The sequence below is a fragment of the Halopseudomonas bauzanensis genome, assembly GCF_900114735.1.
In the GTDB taxonomy this organism is placed as follows: Bacteria; Pseudomonadota; Gammaproteobacteria; order Pseudomonadales; family Pseudomonadaceae; genus Halopseudomonas; species Halopseudomonas bauzanensis.
Genome location: NZ_FOUA01000008.1, coordinates 78143 through 96869 on the forward strand (window position 1 = coordinate 78143; position 18727 = coordinate 96869).

The window sequence follows — 18727 nt, forward strand, 5'->3', positions numbered from 1 at the left end:
ATCAGCCTCCGCCAACCATGACCCGATACAGGGTTTCTGCATCTGGCGCCTGTCGCAGGGCCTCGCGCAAATCTTCCTGGTCAAGTTTCTCGGCCAGCATCTTGAGTATCTGCAAATGCTGCTCGGTGGCCTCATGGGGCACCAGCAGTACGAAAATCAGATCGACCGGCTCACCATCCAGAGAGTCGAAGTCGATCTTGCTGTCGAGCTGCAGCAGGGCACCGATGGCATGGGTGCACTGCTCCAGCCGGCAATGGGGAATGGCGATGCCATTGCCGAAGCCGGTCGACCCGAGCTTTTCCCGGGCGATCAGGCTTTCATAAATGGCATCGGAGTCCAGATCGGTGTGCTGGGCGACCATATCACCGATCATTTCCAGCACCCGTTTCTTAGAGCCCCCCGGCACACTGGTGAAAGTAAGCTGGGGGGTAAGTACGTTATCTATCTGCATGGGTTCGCTGCTTTAAAGCCTTACCGGTCATTGACGCCTTGTTGGCGGCCAATGTGTTTTTCCTTATGTTTGATCAACTGGCGATCCAGGCGGTCAGCCAGCAGGTCGATGGCGGCATACATGTCGGAATGTTCCGCTTCGGCAACCAGATCGTTGCCGGCAATGTGCAGGGTACCTTCGGCCTTCTGCTGAAGCTTGTCCACCTCCAGAGTGATCTGAACGCTGATGATCTTGTCGAAATGCCGCTCAAGGCGGGCCATCTTTTCGGTAACGTAATCACGCAGTGCGTCGGTGATATCGAGCTGAAGACCAGTGATGTTCATTTGCATAACACTTCTCCTGATTGGCTTGATAACCGGAGTACCATTGTCGGTGACTCCATGGTGCCACTTCTCGTTGCCGATTTCATTGATCCAACAATTGATTCAGACCAGACGTTTCCTCTCGCTGGATGGCGCTATGTTGAGGGACTCGCGGTATTTGGCGATGGTCCGTCGCGCGACATGGATGCCCTGTTCCTCAAGTAGACCAGCGATCTTGCTGTCACTCAATGGTTTCTTCGGGTTTTCCGCCGCGACCAGCTTCTTGATCAGCGCCCGAATGGCGGTGGAGGAGAACTCGCCGCCCTCGCTGGTGCTGACATGGCTGGAGAAGAAATACTTGAGCTCGAAGATGCCCCGCGGCGTATGCATGAATTTCTGTGTGGTCACCCGGGAGATGGTCGACTCATGCATGCCCACGGCTTCGGCGATGTCGTGCAGTACCAGCGGTTTCATGGCTTCTTCGCCATGTTCGAGAAAGCCGCGCTGATGCTCGACGATCTGGGTTGCGACCTTCATCAACGTCTCGTTGCGGCTCTGCAGGCTCTTGATGAACCAGCGCGCTTCCTGCAGATGGTTGCGCAGGTAGGTGTTGTCGTTGCTGCTGTCAGCTCGCTTGACCATGGAGGCGTATTGGCTGTTGACCCGGACCTTGGGCGCAGCCTCCTGGTTCAGCTCGACGATCCAGCGGTTCTGGTCCCGCCGCACGATGACATCGGGAATCACATATTCTGCTTCACCGGAGGCGATCTCGCCGCCGGGGCGTGGGTTCAGCGTCTGGATCAGCTCCACCACCTCGCGCAGCTGATCCTCCTTCAGCCGGGAGCGGCGCATCAACTGGGCGAAATCGCGGCTGCCGAGCAGCTCCAGGTGGTCGCGGACCACACGTTTGGCCTGCTCCAGCATGGGCGTGGTGTCGGGTAACTGCTGTAACTGCAGGTGCAGGCATTCGCTCAGGTTGCGGGCGCCAACACCGGTCGGCTCGAACTGCTGAATCCGGTGCAGCACCATCTCGACCTCATCCAGCTCCACTTCGAGGGCTGGGTCGAGGGAGGTCAGAATGTCTTCCAGGGATTCTTCCAGATAGCCATCGGCGTTGATGCCATCGATCAGGGCGATAGCGATCTGATAGTCGGTGTCCGACAACGGCAGCAAATTGAGTTGCCACTCAAGGTGGCTCTGCAGGGTCTCGCCAGTGCCGGTGCGCGCGGTAAAGTCCCAGTCTTCATCATCTGAACTGGGCAGGGAGCTGGCAGAGGTCTGATAGATATCCTCCCACTGGGTGTCGACCGGCAATTCGTTGGGAATCTGCTCGTTCCAGTTGCCTTCTTCTTCGCCGTGGCTGTGCTGGTCAATGGCCTCCAGCTCAACGGGCTCGGGCAGGGCCGTGGCGGGGGCATCGTCGTTGCCAGCGGTATCGCTCGCACTGGGGCTGAAATCATCATCGCCGTCGTCGGCCAGCTCCAACATGGGATTGGCTTCCAGTGCTTCCTGCACTTCCTGCTGCAGATCCAGGCTGGACAGCTGAAGCAGCCGAATGGCTTGCTGCAGCTGTGGAGTCATGGTCAGCTGCTGCCCCATTTTGAGGACGAGCGTTGGTTTCATAGTGTTGCGGTTTACCTTGTGCGCTGTTTAAGCCATTGAGAGACAACCAAAAACATGGCCAGCATGCCTCATTCCGTTGGGCTTTTACAAACGGAAGGCATGGCCCAGATACACATCGCGTACCAGCTGGTTGGCGAGCACTTCCTCGGCGTCACCTTCGGCGATGATATGGCCGTCATTGACGATATACGCCTTGTCGCAGATATCCAGAGTCTCCCGCACGTTATGGTCGGTTATCAGTACGCCGATGCCCTTGTCCTTGAGGTGCTGGATGATCTGCTTGATATCATTGACCGAGATCGGATCGACCCCGGCGAAAGGTTCGTCGAGCAGAATGAACTGCGGATCGGTCGCCAGTGCGCGGGCAATTTCAGCGCGGCGTCGCTCTCCACCGGACAGGCTCATGCCGGCGCTATCACGCAGGTGATGGATATGAAATTCACGCAGCAGGGAATCCAGTTTGCCTTCGCGGCCCTGGCGGTTCAGGTCCGGGCGGGTTTCCAGAATCGCCATGATGTTGTCCGCGACGCTGAGCTTGCGAAAAATGGAGGCTTCCTGCGGCAGGTAGCCGATGCCCTGGCGCGCCCGGCCGTGCATCGGCAGGCGGGTGACATCCTGATCATTGATCAGGATGCTGCCCTGGTCTGCCTTGACCAGGCCGACGATCATATAGAAGCAGGTGGTCTTGCCGGCGCCGTTGGGGCCGAGCAGGCCGACCACCTCGCCACTCCTGATCGACAGGGATACATCCTGTACTACCTTGCGCGATTTGTAGGCTTTGGCCAGGTGGCGTGCTTCAAGTTTCGTCATTGGTTGCCGGCTCGGTACGCTTGCGTGGCTGGATGATTATCTCGATGCGCTCGGCGGATTCCCCTTCGGCGGCATCGGCTCGACCGGCGTCTACCACCTGGCGCTCGATGTCATAGCTGACACGCTGGCCCTGGAAGGTATTGCCGGATTGTTCGAGGAAGGCCTGGTCGATCAGGACCACGCGATTGGCGGCGGCGTGGTATTCGATGGTCTGGGCCCGTGCGTCCACTGGACTGCCGTCCGCTTCGGGCTGCTGCCGGTAAGTGGCAGGCGAGCCCACCGAGACGACCTTGCTGACGTCGCCGGCGTCGTTGGTGGTCAGGGTCACGCGATTGCCGGTCAGGCGCATGCTGCCCTGGGTGATGATGACGTTGCCGGTATACACGGCGGTGCTGCGACGATCGTCCAGGGTGGCGGCATTGGCCTGGATGCGGATCGGCTGATTGGCATCGTCGGGCAGGGCCAGCACTGGCGTGGCCGCACCCGTCAGCAGGGCCAGGCAGAGGATTCTAAAGGGCTTCATGTTCGCCTCTTACGTTGGACAGCAGCTTGATGGTGCCGTCATTGAAATTCGCTTCCATACCGGTGGCTGTGGTCACGCCGTTGGCGGCCTCGATTCTGACGCTCCGGTCAGTTTCGGCAAAATGCCGGTGGGGGAAGATGCTCAGGGCCGGCGTCGACAGGCGCCGCAGTGGCTGGCCCGTCAACTGCTGTTCAATCACTACGTTCTGGCTCAGGTCCACCCGATCCCCCCCAGCGCTGACTTCGCCGTAGCGGGCCTGCACATCCCAGGGCTGCTGCTCGCCTTCGCGGTAATACAGCAGTTTGGGGTCATCCAGTTCGGTCACGTCGTCACCGACCTGGTGCGCGGCACGTACACTGTCCAGGTCATATACCGGCTGGCCATTGACGTCGAGCTGGCGGATCCGGGCATTGTCCATGAAGAAATCGGGCTGCAGCGGGTCCTGGATCACCTGTGGCGTGAAACTGGCTGGGCGGATGTTCCAGTAACCCACCGCCAACGCCAGTGCCACGGCGAGCAGGACAATGCCGCCGGTAACCAGATAACGTGGGATCTTCACAGGTAAGCTGCCTGGGCGCTTTCCAGGGTGCCCTGGGCGCGCATGATCAGTTCGCAGAACTCCCGCGCCGCGCCGGCGCCGCCGGCATTGCTGGTCACGCCGTGGGCATGCTGGCGCACGAAGGTATCCGCGGTGCCCACGGCCATGCCGAGGCCGACGCGGCGCATGACCGGCAGATCCGGCAGGTCATCGCCGAGAAAGGCGATCTGCTCCATTTCCACTGGCACCAGGGCGCGCAACTCGGCCAGTGCGGTGAGCTTGTCCTCGCGCCCCTGGATCAGGTGCTGGATACCCAGGTTGGCGGCGCGGCGTTCCACCAGCGGCGAGTTGCGGCCGCTGATGATCGCAGTCTGCACTCCGGAGGCGATCAGCATTTTGATGCCGTGGCCATCCAGAGTATTGAAGGATTTGAATTCGGTGCCGTCAGGCATGAAGTACAGACGACCGTCGGTCAGCACGCCATCGACGTCGAAGATCGCCAGGCGGATATGACGGGCGCGTTCGAGCAGCTCGTTGTTCATACCACCCCCGCGCGTAGCAGATCATGCATATTCAGGGCGCCGACCGGCTTGCCGTCGGCATCGACCACGAACAGGCCGCTGATCTTGCCGTCTTCCATGATTTTCAGTGCCTCGGCGGCCAATACACCCTGGCGGGCGGTCTTGCAGCGCGGCGTCATCACCTGCTCGATGCGGGCGTTGCGGATATCGATGTCCTGGTCCAGGGTGCGGCGCAGGTCACCGTCGGTGAAGATTCCGGCAAGCCGGCCTTCGCCATCGGTGATGCCGGTCAACCCCAGACCCTTGCGGGTCATTTCCAGCAGCGCATCGCGCAGGGGCGTGTCGGGCGATACCAGCGGCATCTGTGGGCCGCTGTGCATGATGTCATCCACCAACAGCAGCAGGCGGCGACCGAGGCTGCCGCCGGGGTGCGAGAAAGCGAAATCCTCGGCGCTGAAGCCGCGGGCTTCCAGCAGGGCAATGGCCAGGGCGTCGCCCATCACCAGTGCGGTGGTAGTGCTGGAGGTGGGGGCCAGGTTCAGCGGGCAGGCTTCCTGCTCGACGCCGGTGTTCAGGTTGGCAACGGCGGCGCGGGCCAGTGTCGAATCGGGGTTGCCGGTAATGCTGATCATGGGAATGCCCAGGCGCTTGATCAGCGGCAGCAGGGTAACCACTTCAGCGGTATTGCCCGAGTTGGACAGGGCGATGACGACATCATCACGGGTGATCATACCCATGTCGCCGTGACTGGCTTCGCCTGGATGCACGAAAAACGCCGGGGAGCCGGTGCTGGCCAGGGTGGCGGCAATCTTGCGACCGACATGCCCGGATTTGCCCATGCCGGTAACGACAATGCGCCCCGAACACTGGATGAGAGTGGCGCAGGCAGTATCGAAGTGGCCTTCGAGCCGGGTAAGCAGGCTGTCGACGGCGTCACGTTCCATACGGATGGTGCGTTGCGCTGATGCGGTGTAATCGAATTCTGGCATGGGCTTTGATATCTGTTTTCGGTCAGCGCTGAGTATAACGTTTTGTGGCGGGCGGCTCATCTGTGTTGTTGCTGCGCTTTTCTGGTGGAAAACAAATGAAACCCATGCAGCTTGGGCTGCAACGGCGGAACTGGTATATTACCCCGTTCATTTTTCCGTCATTGCGCCGGTTAACAGGTAAGGCCGCCTATAACTATGCCCGAATCATCGGATTTTATCGTCGATCTGCAGCAGGTAACCTTCACCCGGGGTGAGCGGACTATCTTCAATAATGTAGACATCCGGATCCCCCGCGGCAAGATTACCGGCATCATGGGGCCTTCGGGCTGCGGTAAGACCACCTTGCTGCGCCTGATCGGTGCGCAACTGCGCCCTGACAGCGGCGCCATTCTCGTCAATGGACAGAACATTCCCCAGCTGGGCCGTGAAGAGCTGTTTGCCGCGCGCCAGCATATGGGCATGCTGTTCCAGAGTGGGGCACTGTTTACCGACCTGAACGTGTTCGAGAACGTCGCCTTCCCGCTGCGAGTGCACACTCAGCTGCCGGAAGACATGATCCGCGATATCGTCCTGCTGAAACTCCAGGCCGTCGGCCTGCGTGGTGCCACGCAGTTGATGCCCGACGAACTGTCCGGTGGTATGAAGCGGCGCGTCGCGTTGGCCCGCGCTATCGCCCTGGACCCCGAGCTGATGATGTACGACGAGCCCTTCGTCGGCCAGGACCCGATTTCCATGGGCGTACTGGTGCGGTTGATCCGCCTGCTCAACGACGCACTGGGGCTGACCAGCATCGTGGTATCCCACGATCTGGCGGAAACCGCCAGTATCGCCGACTACCTCTATGTGGTGGGTGATGGCCAGGTGCTGGGCCACGGCGAGCCCGATGAGTTGATGAACTCCGATAACCCGCGCATCCGTCAGTTCATGCAGGGCGAGCCGGACGGCCCGGTGCCGTTCCACTTTCCTGCCACGGATTATGTGGATGAACTACTGCAGAAGGAGCGCAAGGCGTGAGCATTCTTGCAAATCGGGTGACCCTGCTGGGGCGATCCGGCCTGAATCTGGTCGCGGCCATCGGCCGGTCCGGCATCTTCCTGTATCAGGCGCTGGCCGGACGTTCCAACTTCGGCAATCCCTTTGGCCTGCTGCTCAAGCAACTGTATGCCGTGGGGGTGCTGTCGCTGGCGATCATCACCGTTTCGGGGGTGTTCATCGGCATGGTTCTGGCACTGCAGGGTTACAATATCCTCAAGGACTACGGCTCCGAGCAAGCGGTCGGGCAGATGGTGGCGTTGACCCTGCTGCGTGAACTGGGGCCGGTGGTCACCGCGCTGTTGTTCGCCGGCCGAGCCGGTTCGGCGCTGACCGCCGAGATCGGCCTGATGAAGGCCACCGAACAGCTCTCCAGCCTGGAAATGATCGGTGTCGACCCGCTCAAATATGTAGTCGCCCCTAGACTGTGGGCGGGCTTCATTTCCATGCCGCTGCTGTCGCTGATCTTCTGTGTGGTCGGCATCTGGGGCGGCGCCATGGTGGCCGTGGATTGGCTGGGCATCTATTCCGGCTCCTACTGGTCCAATATGCAGAACTCGGTACTCTTCAGTGCGGACGTGCTTAACGGGATGATCAAATCCCTGGTATTTGCCGTCGTGGTGACCTGGATCGCGGTATTCCAGGGCTACGATTGCGAGCCGACGTCCGAGGGCATCAGCCGGGCTACCACCCGTACTGTTGTCTATGCCTCCCTGGCCGTGCTGGGCCTGGATTTCATTCTCACCGCTTTGATGTTTTGATCAGCCAAGGAAACTGCCATGCGCACCCGTAAACTGGAATTGACTGTCGGCCTGTTCATCCTGGCCGGATTGCTGGCCCTGCTGATACTTGCCCTGCGTGTCAGCGGTCTGACCCTGACCACCAGTGGCGACACCTATACGGTCTATGCCCACTTCGACAACGTGTCCGGCCTGACCGCTCGCTCCAAGGTAACCATGGCCGGTGTGACCATTGGCCAGGTCAAACGCATCACCTTTGACAAGAACCGTTACACCGGCTTGGTCGAGATGTCGATCAACTCTGATGTCGACACCCTGCCGGCGGACAGTACCGCATCGATCGTCACCGCCGGCTTGCTCGGTGAGAAATACATTGGCATCTCCGTTGGCGGAGATGAACTGGTGCTGGCTGATGGTGACGAGATCCTCGATACCCAGTCGGCGCTGGTGCTTGAGGAACTGATCGGACGTTTCTTGCTCAATACCGTCAGCAAAGACGACTAACAGGAGAAGACTATGCGCAACGTCATGACGTGGGGCCTGGCCCTGTTGCTGAGCATGCCGCTGCTGGCTCAGGCTGCGGCGGCTACACCCCATCAGGTAGTGGAAGATACCTCCGTGCGGGTCATGGAAGTACTGGACTCCAACCGCGAGCTGTACAAGCAGGATTCCAACGCCTTTCTCGAAGGGCTCAACGAGGTCCTCGATCCGGTGGTCGACTTCAAGGGCATCGCTCGCAGCGTGATGACCGTACGCTACAGCCGCAGTGCCTCGGATGAGCAGATGGAGCGCTTCATCGATACCTTCAAGCGCAGCATGGTCGAGTTCTATGGCAATGCTCTGCTCGAATTCAATAGCGGCAAGATCGCCGTACTGCCGCCGGCCCGGGGCTCGCAGCAGTCTGAGCAGCGTGCCAGTGTGGATATGGAAGTGCAGGCCAATGATGGCAACGTCTACAAGGTGACCTATACCATGGCCAATATCGATGGCCAGTGGAAAGTGCGCAACGTGATCGTCGAAGGCATCAACATCGGCCTGCTGTTCCGTGACCAGTTCGCCCAGGCCATGCAGGCCCAACGCAATGACCTGGATGCGGTCATCGACAACTGGGGCAGTGTGGTTGCCGAGTCCCGCGAGATCGTCGAAGACGAGGCCGGCGAGTGACGGCGCGCTGGGTACCTGACGGCGAGCGGCTGCGGCTGGAAGGCGAGCTGGACTTCGTCAGCGCCATCCCGGTACGTGAGGCGCTCGACAGCTTCCTGGCCAGCTCGGCCGGCAAACGCGTGGTGCTTGATCTGTCCGGCGTGACCCGGATCAACAGCGTCGGCCTGTCGCTATTGTTGTCTGCCGCTCGGTCGGCGCAGCAGAGCCAGGTTCAACTGCAGGCCACAGCGCTGCCGGCCGGCCTCCTGAGCATGGCGGCGGTATGCGGCCTGGATGATTGGCTGGAAACACTTTCTGCTGCCGACGGCAGCACAACGGAGATACCCCATGCAGGCCAGTGAAGTAAAGAAGCTGCTGGAGCAGCATTTGCCCGAGACACAGGTGGAAGTGGAAGGCGAAGGCTGCAACTTTCAGCTGTTGCTGATCAGTGACGAACTGGCGGCGCTGTCGCCGGTCAAGCGTCAGCAGCAGGTCTATGCGCTGCTCAACGGCCCGATTGCCGATGGCAGCATCCATGCGGTCACCATGAAATTTTTTACCCGCGAAGCCTGGGACAACCGGTAACCGGACCCAGCACGAGAGAACCCGTATGGACAAATTGATGATCACCGGCGGTAACCGCCTGGATGGCGAGATCCGCATTTCCGGCGCGAAGAACTCTGCGCTGCCGATCCTGGCCGCCACCCTGTTGGCTGACGAAGCCGTCACCATCTGCAACCTGCCGCACCTGCATGACATCACCACCATGATCGAACTGTTCGGTCGCATGGGTGTGCAGCCGGTAGTGGGCGACAAGCTCAACGTGGAAGTGAACCCGACCAGCATTACCACCCTGGTGGCGCCTTACGAGCTGGTCAAGACCATGCGCGCTTCCATCCTGGTGCTGGGGCCGATGGTAGCGCATTTCGGCTATGCCGAAGTGGCCCTGCCCGGCGGTTGCGCGATCGGCTCGCGGCCGGTGGATCTGCATATCCGTGGCCTGGAAGCCATGGGTGCCGAGATCACCGTCGAAGGTGGTTACATCAAGGCCAAGGCGCCGGAAGGTGGCCTGCGCGGGGCACATTACTTCTTCGATACCGTGAGTGTCACCGGTACCGAGAACATCCTGATGGCGGCCACCCTGGCCCGTGGGCAGACGGTGATTCAGAACGCTGCGCGGGAGCCCGAGGTGGTGGATCTGGCCGAATGCCTGATCGCCATGGGCGCGCAGATCCGCGGCCATGGTACCGACACCATCACCGTGGATGGCGTAGAGCGCCTGCATGGTGCCACCTATTCGGTGATGCCTGACCGTATCGAAACCGGCACTTTCCTGGTCGCCGGTGCTGCCACCCGTGGCCGCGTCAAGCTCAAGGATACCGATCCGTCGATTCTGGAAGCCTTCCTGTTGAAGCTGGAAGAAGCGGGCGCGCAGATCGATACCGGCAAGAACTGGGTCAGTCTGGACATGAAGGGCAACCGTCCGCGCGCGGTCAACCTGCGCACCGCGCCTTACCCGGCCTTCCCGACGGATATGCAGGCGCAATTCATGGCCATGAACGCCGTGGCCGAGGGCACCGGGACCGTGATCGAGACGGTGTTCGAGAACCGTTTCATGCACGTGCAGGAAATGAGCCGCATGGGCGCGCAGATTCAGGTCGAGGGCAACACCGCCATCATTACCGGCGTGGAGCGGCTCAAGGGTGCACCGGTCATGGCGACCGACCTGCGTGCCTCCGCCAGCCTGGTAATCGCCGGCCTGTGGGCTGATGGCGACACCCTGGTTGACCGGATCTACCACATCGATCGTGGTTACGAATGCATCGAAGAAAAGCTGCAAATGCTTGGCGCCGGTATCCGCCGCGTTTCCGCTTGAGAGGATTTTCATGAGCAATAGCCTGACCATCGCCCTGTCCAAGGGCCGCATCCTGGACGACACGCTGCCGCTGCTGAAGCTGGCGGGCATCGAGCCGGTGGAAGACCTGGACAAGAGCCGCAAGCTGATCTTCAGCACCAGCGACCCGGACGTGCGGCTGTTGATCGTACGCGCCACTGACGTGCCGACCTATGTCGAGCAGGGCGCTGCCGATCTGGGCGTGGCGGGCAAGGATGTGCTCATGGAGTACGGCAGCCAGGGGTTGTACGAACCGCTGGATCTGAAGATTGCCAACTGCCGGCTGATGACGGCCGGCCCGGTGAATACGCCCGAGCCCAAGGGCCGCCTGCGGGTGGCCACCAAGTTCGTCAACGTCGCCCGTCGTTACTACGCCGAGCAGGGCCGCCAGGTGGAGCTGATCAAGTTGTATGGTTCCATGGAGCTGGCGCCGCTGGTCGGCCTGGCGGACAAGATCATCGATGTGGTCGATACCGGCAACACGCTCAAGGCCAATGGCCTCGAGCCGCAGGAACTGATCGCGGACATCAGCTCCCGGCTGATCGTCAACAAGGCGTCGATGAAGATGAAGCATGCCCGGATCAAGAGCCTGATTGACCTGTTGGCCGAGGCCGTCGAGCGCCGCGCCAACTGATAGCACTACCCCGAACCCACTTGAGGAATACGCCATGAACACGCCGTTGAAAATCGCCCGTTTGGATATCAATCAGGTCGATTTCAACCATCATCTCGATGGGCTGCTGGCGTGGGAAGGTGTGTCTGACAAGGCGGTCAACGAGAGGGTCGAGGAAATCATCTCCGCCGTACGCGCCCGTGGCGATGCGGCGGTGGTGGAATATACCGCGCGCTTCGACGGACTCGAAGTGGCCAGCATGGCCGATCTGACCCTGGATCGTGCCCGCCTGGAGCAGGCACTCGATCGCATCACCGCCGAACAACGTCAGGCCCTGGAAGTAGCAGCCGAGCGGGTGCGGCTCTACCACGAGCATCAGCGTCAGGACTCCTGGCGCTACACCGAGGCTGATGGCACGGTACTCGGCCAGCAGGTAACGCCGCTGGATCGGGTTGGTCTCTATGTGCCGGGCGGCAAGGCGTCCTATCCTTCGTCGGTGCTGATGAATGCGATTCCCGCCAAGGTCGCGGGTGTGCCCGAAGTGGTCATGGTGGTGCCGACGCCGCGCGGCGAGATCAACGAGCTGGTGCTGGCCGCAGCCTGTCTGGCCGGGGTTGATCGGGTATTCACTGTGGGTGGCGCGCAAGCCGTGGCCGCGCTGGCCTATGGCACTGACAGCATTCCCGGGGTGGACAAGATCGTCGGCCCGGGCAATATCTACGTGGCGACCGCCAAGCGCGCGGTGTTCGGCAAGGTCGGTATCGACATGATCGCCGGCCCCTCGGAAATCCTGGTGATCTGCGATGGCCAGACCGATCCGGACTGGATCGCCATGGACCTGTTCTCCCAGGCCGAGCACGACGAAGACGCCCAATCGATTCTGCTGTCGCCGGACGCGGATTTTCTCGACGCGGTCGAAGCCAGTCTGAACAAGTTGCTGGGCAGTCTGGAGCGCAGCGACATGGTCCGTATCTCCCTGGAGAGTCGCGGCGCGCTGATCAAGGTCGACAGCCTGGAGCAGGCCTGCGAGCTGTCCAACCGCATCGCCCCCGAGCACCTCGAACTGTCGGTCGCCGACCCCGATGCCATGCTGTTGCAGATCCGTCACGCCGGCGCCATCTTCATGGGCCGCTTCACACCCGAAGCGCTGGGCGATTATTGCGCCGGCCCGAACCATGTGTTGCCGACCTCCGGTACCGCGCGGTTCTCGTCGCCGCTGGGCGTCTACGACTTCCAGAAGCGCTCCTCGGTGATCTTCTGCTCCCCGGAAGGTGCCTCGGAACTGGCGAAAACGGCCTCGGTGCTGGCTCGCGGCGAAAGCCTGACCGCGCACGCCCGCAGCGCGGAATACCGAATCAAATAACAGCCCCAAGCCGGCAGCTTGCGGCTTGCTTCAAATCGAGGATTGACCTGTGAGTCGTTTCTGGAGCCCTTTTGTAAATGATCTGGTGCCTTACGTGCCGGGCGAGCAGCCCAAGCTGGACAACCTGATCAAGCTCAATACCAACGAAAACCCCTACGGCCCGTCGCCCAGGGTGGTCGAGGCCATCCGGGCCCAGCTGGACGATAGCCTGCGGCTGTATCCGGCGCCCAATGCCGACCAGCTGAAAGACACCATTGCCAGTTATTACGGCGTGACCGCAGCCGAGGTGTTCGTCGGCAATGGCTCGGACGAAGTGCTGGCGCACATCTTCCATGCGCTGTTCCAGCATGGCAAACCGGTGTTGATGCCGGATATCAGCTACAGTTTCTACCCGGTGTACTGCGGTCTGTACGGTATCGAGGCCCAAACGCTGCCCTTGGCCGAGGATTTCAGTATTCGCCCGGCGGATTACCGGGGTGAGAACGGCGGCATCATCTTCCCCAATCCGAACGCGCCCACCGGCATGCTGATGCCGCTGGCCGGCATCGAGCAGATTCTGCAGGCCAACCCGGACTCGGTGGTAGTGGTAGATGAAGCCTACATCGATTTCGGCGGCGAGACGGCTATCGCGCTGGTGAATCGCTACCCCAACCTGCTGGTGACCCAGACCCTGTCCAAGTCACGCTCGCTCGCCGGCTTGCGGGTGGGGCTGGCGGTGGGGCACGCGGATCTGATCGAGGCGCTGGAGCGGGTCAAGAACAGCTTCAACTCCTACCCGCTGGACCGCCTGGCGATTGTCGGGGCGGTGGCTGCCTTCGAGGATCAGGCGTATTTCCAGCAGACCTGCCAGGCGGTGATCAACAGTCGGGACGCCCTGAGCCAAGGACTGCAAGAACGCGGTTTCCAGGTGCTGCCGTCGGCCGCCAACTTCGTGCTGGCCCGACACGGCGAGCGGGACGCCGACGAACTCGCAGCTGGGCTGCGGGCGCAGAAGGTGATCGTGCGGCACTTCCGCGCGCCGCGCATCGAGCAGTTCCTGCGCATCACCGTAGGCACGCCGGAGCAGAACCAGGCGCTGCTGCGCGCCCTCGACGCGCTGCTTTAAGGTATCAGGAGCCGAGGGTAGGCCGCACGCCAACCTCGGCGGTGAAGCTCATGGCTTCGCCGTTGCGCAGCACTTCCAGCTGCACCTGAGAGCCCGGCTTGGCACGGGCGACCTGATTCATCGCATGCCGGCCATTGGTAATGGCCGCGTCATCGATCCGCAGGATGACATCCCCCGGCCGCAGGCCTGCGGACCAGGCCGGGCCGTTGCGATACAGGCCGGAGACCACGATGCCTTCGGTCTTGACCAGACCGAAGGACTCGGCCAAATCGCTGGTCAGCGGCTGCACCTCCACGCCCAGCCAGCCACGGATCACCCGGCCACGTTCGATGATTTCCTCCATCACATTCACCGCCAGGGGAGCAGGAATAGCAAAGCCGATGCCTTGGGAGCCACCGGACTGGGAGAAGATGGCCGTATTGATACCGATCAACCGGCCATGGGCATCTATCAAGGCGCCACCGGAATTGCCCTGGTTGATCGCTGCGTCAGTCTGAATGAAGTCCTCATAGGTATTGAGGCCCAGCTGATTGCGGCCAGTGGCGCTGATGATGCCCATGGTCACGGTCTGCCCCAGTCCGAAGGGGTTGCCGATAGCCATGACCACGTCGCCAGTGGATTGCTGCTCTTCAGTGCTGATGGTCACCGTGGGCAGGTCCGGCAGATTGATCTTGAGTACCGCGAGGTCGGTCTCGGGATCGGTGCCGATCAACTCGGCAATGGCTTCGCGGCCATCGCGCAGCGCGATGAGAATCTCGTCGGCATCGGCAACCACATGGTTGTTGGTCAGCAGGTAGCCATCGCTGCGCAGGATTACCGCCGAGCCCAGACTGGACTGGCGGCGTGACGGAGCTGGCAGGGTATTGGAATAGTCGCGCAGGGTCGGGGTGTCGAACGGACTGTTGTTGCGACTGGGTATCTGTTTGGTAGTGAAGATGTTGGCCACGGCGGGAGCGGCCTTGCTGACGGCGTCGCTGTAGGACACCACGCCATTGCTGCTGGGCAGCGTCAGGGCGGGGGCCATTTGATAGGACGAATGCGCCGGCAGCCCTAGCCATTGCGGGAATTGCTGAATGATCAGCAGGGCGATCAACAGGCCACAGACGGCAGGCCAGCCCAGATTACGCAAAAAACCTTTCATTGGGGGTACCTGGAGTGCGGTCATGATGAATGGTCCGGAAGCGGCCATTATAGGGAGATTTTTTGGATTGTGCAGGTACGTATTGCAACCTTGTATCCTTGTGCAACAGACACACGAAAACCTTTTTTTCATTGGGGGAGAGTCGTAATGACACAATGTTCCGAGTTGGTCGCTTATTGCAATAATCTGCTGGAGAGGGGAGCCTTTCAGGATTATTGCCCCAACGGCCTGCAAGTGGAAGGGCGCAGCGATATTCAGCGGATAGTCACCGGAGTGACCGCCAGTCAGGCACTGATTGAAGCTGCCGCGGCGCGGGGTGCTGATTTGCTGCTGGTGCACCACGGTTACTTCTGGAAGGGCGAAGCCGCTCCGATCACCGGATTGAAACAGCGGCGGATCAAGGCGTTGCTGGAGCACGGCATCAACCTGGTCGCCTATCACCTGCCCCTCGATGCCCATGCCAAGTTTGGCAATAACGTGCAATTGGCGCAGTTGCTCGGCTGGCATATCACTGGTGGGCTGGAGCCGGACAACCCAAGGTCCATCGGCCTGCAGGGTGAACTGAGCGAGGCGGTTTCCGGGGCCGAACTGGCCCAGCAGTTGAATATCGCCCTGGGGCGCGAGCCACTGTTCATCAGCGGCCATAGCCGCCCGGTGAAGCGTATCGCCTGGTGCACCGGTGCTGCCCAGGGGTATATCGAAAAGGCGGTAGCGTTGGGTGTGGATGCTTTCATTACCGGCGAAGTTTCAGAGCCCACCATTCATATCGCCCGTGAATGCGGGATCAATTTCTACGCCGCCGGCCACCATTCCACCGAGCGTTACGGTGTGAAAGCACTGGGCGAGCACCTGGGGGAGCACTTTGGTCTCGAGCATGAATTCATCGATATTGACAACCCGGTCTGAGCGGGATCGGGTCGAACCGGGTCGTATATGCTTATAACTTAAAGGTATCGAAGGGCTGCTTATTAGAAGGGGATGGCTTTGATACAATGCCGGCATTCTTATTCATGCCTCCTTCACCGTGAGTAGCCCATGCTGGAAAAACTGACCCATCTCAAACAGCTGGAAGCTGAAAGCATCCATATCATCCGTGAGGTTGCCGCCGAATTTCAGAACCCGGTAATGCTCTACTCCATCGGCAAGGATTCGGCTGTGATGCTGCACCTGGCGCGCAAGGCCTTTTACCCAGGCCGCTTGCCGTTCCCGGTGCTGCATGTGGATACCGGCTGGAAATTTCGCGAGATGTACAGCTTCCGCGAACGCATGGTCGAGGAAATGGATCTGGACCTGCTGGTGCACATGAATCCCGAGGGTGTGGCGCAGGGCGTAGGTCCGTTTACTCACGGCAGCGCGGTGCATACCGATGTGATGAAAACCCAGGGCCTGAAACAGGCATTGGACAAGTACGGCTTCGATGCGGCCTTCGGCGGCGCGCGCCGGGATGAGGAGAAATCCCGGGCCAAGGAGCGTGTCTACTCCTTCCGTGACAAGCATCATCGCTGGGATCCGAAAAACCAGCGCCCGGAACTGTGGAACATCTACAACGGCAAGGTGCACAAGGGTGAAAGCATCCGCGTGTTCCCGCTGTCCAACTGGACCGAGCTGGATATCTGGCAATACATCTATCTGGAAAGCATTCCGATCGTGCCGCTGTACTTCGCTGCCGAGCGCCCGGTGGTCAACCGTGACGGTTCGCTGATCATGGTCGATGACGAGCGCATGCCGCTGAACCCCGGCGAAACCCCGGAAATGAAGATGGTGCGCTTCCGTACCCTGGGTTGCTATCCGTTGACCGGCGCCGTGGAGTCCACCGCGGCGACCCTGCCGGAAATCATCCAGGAAATGTTGTTGACCCGTACTTCCGAGCGCCAGGGCCGCGTGATCGATCATGATCAGGCCGGATCGATGGAAGAAAAGAAACGCCAAGGCTACTTCTAAGCGCCCGCCCGGAGAATTATGTAATGAGTCACCAATCTGATCTGATCAGCCAGGACATCCTGGCCTACCTGGGGCAGCACGAGCGCAAGGAACTGCTGCGTTTTCTTACCTGTGGCAACGTCGATGACGGCAAGAGCACGCTGATCGGTCGTCTGCTGCATGACTCCAAGATGATCTACGAAGATCACATGGAAGCCATCACCCGCGACTCGAAGAAGTCCGGCACCACCGGTGAAGAAGTGGATCTGGCGCTGCTGGTCGATGGCCTGCAGGCCGAGCGTGAGCAGGGCATCACCATTGATGTAGCCTACCGCTACTTCTCCACGGCCAAACGCAAGTTCATCATCGCCGACACCCCCGGCCATGAGCAGTACACCCGCAATATGGCCACCGGCGCCTCGACCTGCGACCTGGCGATCATCCTGATCGATGCACGTTACGGTGTGCAGACCCAGACCCGCCGCCACAGCTTTATTGCCTCGTTGCTGGGCATCAAGCATATCGTCGTTGCGGTCAACAAGATGGACCTGCTGGACTTCGACCAGACCGTCTTCAACAAGATCTGCGCCGACTACAGCGAATTCGCCGAGGGCCTGGACACGCTGGCCGGCAGCTCGATTCACTTCGTCCCGATGTCTGCGCTCAAGGGCGACAACGTGGTCAATCGCAGCGAGCGCAGCCCGTGGTATACCGGCCCCTCGCTGATGGAAATTCTGGAAACCGTGGAAGTGGCAGCGGACCGCAATCTGACCGACCTGCGCTTCCCGGTGCAGCTGGTCACCCGGCCGAACCTCAACTTCCGCGGCTTTGCCGGCACCATCGCCTCCGGTGTGGTGAACAAGGGCGACGAGTTGGTAGCACTGCCCTCGGGCAAGACCAGCCGGGTCAAATCCATCGTCACTTTCGATGGTGAACTGGAAGCTGCCGGGCCCGGCCAGGCGGTGACCCTGACCCTGGAAGACGAGATCGATATCTCCCGCGGTGACATGCTCGCCCACGTGGATAACCAGCCGGTGATCGGCGACCTGTTCGAAGCCAGCCTGGTGTGGATGTCCGAGCAGCCAATGCAGCCGGGGCGCAAATACGACATCAAGCGGGCCACCAGTTATAGCCCGGGCTCCTTTACCCGGATTCACTTCCGGCAGGATGTGAACACCCTGGCCCATGAAGAAGTCGGCGAGTTGGCCCTGAACGAGATCGCCCGGGTCGAGCTGGCCCTGGAACGGCCCATTGCCTACGACGACTACCGCGCCAACCGCACCACCGGCGCCTTTATCGTCGTCGATCGCATGACCAACGGCACCGTCGGCGCCGGCATGATCGTGGCCAAGGCGCAGGCGGAGCAGCACACTGCGGGTGGTCAGCATGGCGAGTTTGCCCATGTGACGCCGAGCGAGCGCGCTGTGCGTTATGGTCAGGAGCCGGTGACGCTGCTGTTCACCGGCCTGTCGGGCGCCGGCAAGAGTACTCTGGCCTATGCCGTAGAGCGTCGCCTGTTCGATCGCGGCCGCGCCTGCTTTGTGCTGGATGGCAAAGCCATGCGCCAGGATCTGAGCAAGGGGTTGGGACGTGATGCGGCAGGCCGGGCAGAGAATCTGCATAAAGGCGCCCGTGTTGCCCGCCAGCTGAATCAGGCCGGTCTGATTGCGCTGGGCGCCTTTGTCGCGCCCACTGCGGAAAGTCGCGCCACCGCCAAGCACATCCTCGGGGATCGCTGCTTGATGGTGTACCTGGATACACCGCTGGAAGTATGCCAGGCGCGTGATCCGTCCGGGCTCTACGCCGCTGGGGAGGAGGGCACCATTCCGGGTATTTCCTATCCTTACGAAGCCCCTGATGATGCTGACCTGATCATCAACACCGCGGAATTGGATCTGGTGGCCAGCGTCGACAAGGTTATCGAACTGCTGCGCGAGCGGTCGCTGATCTAAGCTGTATCCCTCCGGCGGGCAGCAATGCCCGCCATTTTCCCTGCATCATTGTGTATCCTTGCCGTCC

At 60.9% G+C, this 18727-nt stretch carries 22 protein-coding genes; 13 read left to right on the forward strand and 9 right to left on the reverse strand.

The features are described 5' to 3' along the window. Position 1 precedes the first annotated feature (1 nt). The 8 genes from ptsN to BM267_RS15120 all read right to left on the reverse strand — a co-directional run bounded on the left by ptsN (position 2) and on the right by BM267_RS15120 (position 5757). Positions 2–451, reverse strand: coding sequence for a PTS IIA-like nitrogen regulatory protein PtsN (gene ptsN, locus BM267_RS15085; protein ID WP_036992801.1), 450 nt, complete (start codon positions 449–451; stop codon positions 2–4). A gap of 20 nt (positions 452–471) precedes the next feature. Beyond that, positions 472–780: a ribosome hibernation-promoting factor, HPF/YfiA family gene (gene hpf / locus BM267_RS15090; RefSeq protein ID WP_036992799.1), complete on the reverse strand. Its 309-nt coding sequence runs from the start codon at positions 778–780 to the stop codon at positions 472–474. Positions 781–876: 96 nt separating this feature from the next. Then, positions 877–2376, reverse strand: a complete 1500-nt coding sequence (locus BM267_RS15095; protein ID WP_036992797.1) for an RNA polymerase factor sigma-54 — start codon at positions 2374–2376, stop codon at positions 877–879. Positions 2377–2460: 84 nt separating this feature from the next. After that, a complete protein-coding gene (lptB, locus tag BM267_RS15100) occupies positions 2461–3186 on the reverse strand; it encodes an LPS export ABC transporter ATP-binding protein (RefSeq protein ID WP_036992795.1) in 726 nt (241 codons plus the stop codon). Then, positions 3173–3709, reverse strand: a complete 537-nt coding sequence (gene lptA, locus BM267_RS15105) for a lipopolysaccharide transport periplasmic protein LptA (RefSeq protein ID WP_036992793.1) — start codon at positions 3707–3709, stop codon at positions 3173–3175. Before lptA ends, lptB begins: the two co-directional genes overlap by 14 nt. After that, complete coding sequence (gene lptC / locus BM267_RS15110; RefSeq protein ID WP_051611354.1) at positions 3696–4268, reverse strand: LPS export ABC transporter periplasmic protein LptC; 573 nt, start codon at positions 4266–4268, stop codon at positions 3696–3698. The genes lptA and lptC overlap by 14 nt, the downstream gene beginning before the upstream one ends. Next, positions 4265–4789 (reverse strand): KdsC family phosphatase, encoded by a 525-nt coding sequence (locus BM267_RS15115; protein WP_036992792.1) that lies wholly within the window; start codon positions 4787–4789, stop codon positions 4265–4267. The genes lptC and BM267_RS15115 overlap by 4 nt, the downstream gene beginning before the upstream one ends. Further along, positions 4786–5757: a KpsF/GutQ family sugar-phosphate isomerase gene (locus tag BM267_RS15120; protein WP_036992791.1), complete on the reverse strand. Its 972-nt coding sequence runs from the start codon at positions 5755–5757 to the stop codon at positions 4786–4788. Before BM267_RS15120 ends, BM267_RS15115 begins: the two co-directional genes overlap by 4 nt. A 195-nt stretch (positions 5758–5952) precedes the next feature. On the opposite strand from BM267_RS15120, the gene BM267_RS15125 reads away from it, so the two are divergent. The 10 genes from BM267_RS15125 to hisC are packed head-to-tail and all read left to right on the forward strand — an operon-like array spanning position 5953 to position 13647. Then, positions 5953–6771: an ATP-binding cassette domain-containing protein gene (locus tag BM267_RS15125; protein WP_036992789.1), complete on the forward strand. Its 819-nt coding sequence runs from the start codon at positions 5953–5955 to the stop codon at positions 6769–6771. Beyond that, the gene (gene mlaE / locus BM267_RS15130) at positions 6768–7550 is read left to right on the forward strand and encodes a lipid asymmetry maintenance ABC transporter permease subunit MlaE (protein WP_036992788.1); all 783 of its coding nucleotides are present in this window, start codon (positions 6768–6770) and stop codon (positions 7548–7550) included. Before BM267_RS15125 ends, mlaE begins: the two co-directional genes overlap by 4 nt. An 18-nt stretch (positions 7551–7568) precedes the next feature. Beyond that, the gene (gene mlaD / locus BM267_RS15135; protein ID WP_036992786.1) at positions 7569–8033 is read left to right on the forward strand and encodes an outer membrane lipid asymmetry maintenance protein MlaD; all 465 of its coding nucleotides are present in this window, start codon (positions 7569–7571) and stop codon (positions 8031–8033) included. A 12-nt stretch (positions 8034–8045) separates the two neighbouring features. After that, positions 8046–8693, forward strand: coding sequence for an MlaC/ttg2D family ABC transporter substrate-binding protein (locus BM267_RS15140; RefSeq protein ID WP_036992784.1), 648 nt, complete (start codon positions 8046–8048; stop codon positions 8691–8693). Continuing rightward, entirely contained in the window at positions 8690–9034 is a 345-nt protein-coding gene (locus BM267_RS15145) for an STAS domain-containing protein (protein ID WP_051611352.1), read from the forward strand. Before BM267_RS15140 ends, BM267_RS15145 begins: the two co-directional genes overlap by 4 nt. Continuing rightward, positions 9021–9257 carry a BolA family protein gene (locus BM267_RS15150; RefSeq protein ID WP_036992782.1) on the forward strand — a complete coding sequence of 79 codons (237 nt, stop codon included), beginning with the start codon at positions 9021–9023 and terminating at the stop codon, positions 9255–9257. Before BM267_RS15145 ends, BM267_RS15150 begins: the two co-directional genes overlap by 14 nt. A gap of 25 nt (positions 9258–9282) precedes the next feature. After that, the gene (gene murA, locus BM267_RS15155) at positions 9283–10548 is read left to right on the forward strand and encodes a UDP-N-acetylglucosamine 1-carboxyvinyltransferase (RefSeq protein WP_036992781.1); all 1266 of its coding nucleotides are present in this window, start codon (positions 9283–9285) and stop codon (positions 10546–10548) included. Between the two features lie 10 nt (positions 10549–10558). Further along, complete coding sequence (hisG, locus tag BM267_RS15160; protein ID WP_036992779.1) at positions 10559–11200, forward strand: ATP phosphoribosyltransferase; 642 nt, start codon at positions 10559–10561, stop codon at positions 11198–11200. Between the two features lie 34 nt (positions 11201–11234). Continuing rightward, positions 11235–12542 (forward strand): histidinol dehydrogenase, encoded by a 1308-nt coding sequence (gene hisD, locus BM267_RS15165; RefSeq protein WP_036992778.1) that lies wholly within the window; start codon positions 11235–11237, stop codon positions 12540–12542. Positions 12543–12591: 49 nt separating this feature from the next. Then, a complete protein-coding gene (gene hisC, locus BM267_RS15170; RefSeq protein ID WP_036992777.1) occupies positions 12592–13647 on the forward strand; it encodes a histidinol-phosphate transaminase in 1056 nt (351 codons plus the stop codon). A gap of 4 nt (positions 13648–13651) precedes the next feature. Here hisC and BM267_RS15175 read toward each other — a convergent pair whose 3' ends face one another. Next, a complete protein-coding gene (locus BM267_RS15175; RefSeq protein WP_036992974.1) occupies positions 13652–14788 on the reverse strand; it encodes a S1C family serine protease in 1137 nt (378 codons plus the stop codon). Positions 14789–14935: 147 nt separating this feature from the next. Between BM267_RS15175 and BM267_RS15180 the strand changes: the two genes are divergently transcribed. From BM267_RS15180 to cysN, 3 genes are all read left to right on the forward strand, one after another. After that, complete coding sequence (locus BM267_RS15180) at positions 14936–15694, forward strand: Nif3-like dinuclear metal center hexameric protein (protein WP_036992776.1); 759 nt, start codon at positions 14936–14938, stop codon at positions 15692–15694. A gap of 129 nt (positions 15695–15823) precedes the next feature. Continuing rightward, positions 15824–16729 carry a sulfate adenylyltransferase subunit CysD gene (gene cysD, locus BM267_RS15185; protein WP_036992774.1) on the forward strand — a complete coding sequence of 302 codons (906 nt, stop codon included), beginning with the start codon at positions 15824–15826 and terminating at the stop codon, positions 16727–16729. Between the two features lie 23 nt (positions 16730–16752). Next, complete coding sequence (gene cysN, locus BM267_RS15190) at positions 16753–18660, forward strand: sulfate adenylyltransferase subunit CysN (protein WP_036992773.1); 1908 nt, start codon at positions 16753–16755, stop codon at positions 18658–18660. Positions 18661–18727: the final 67 nt, after the last annotated feature.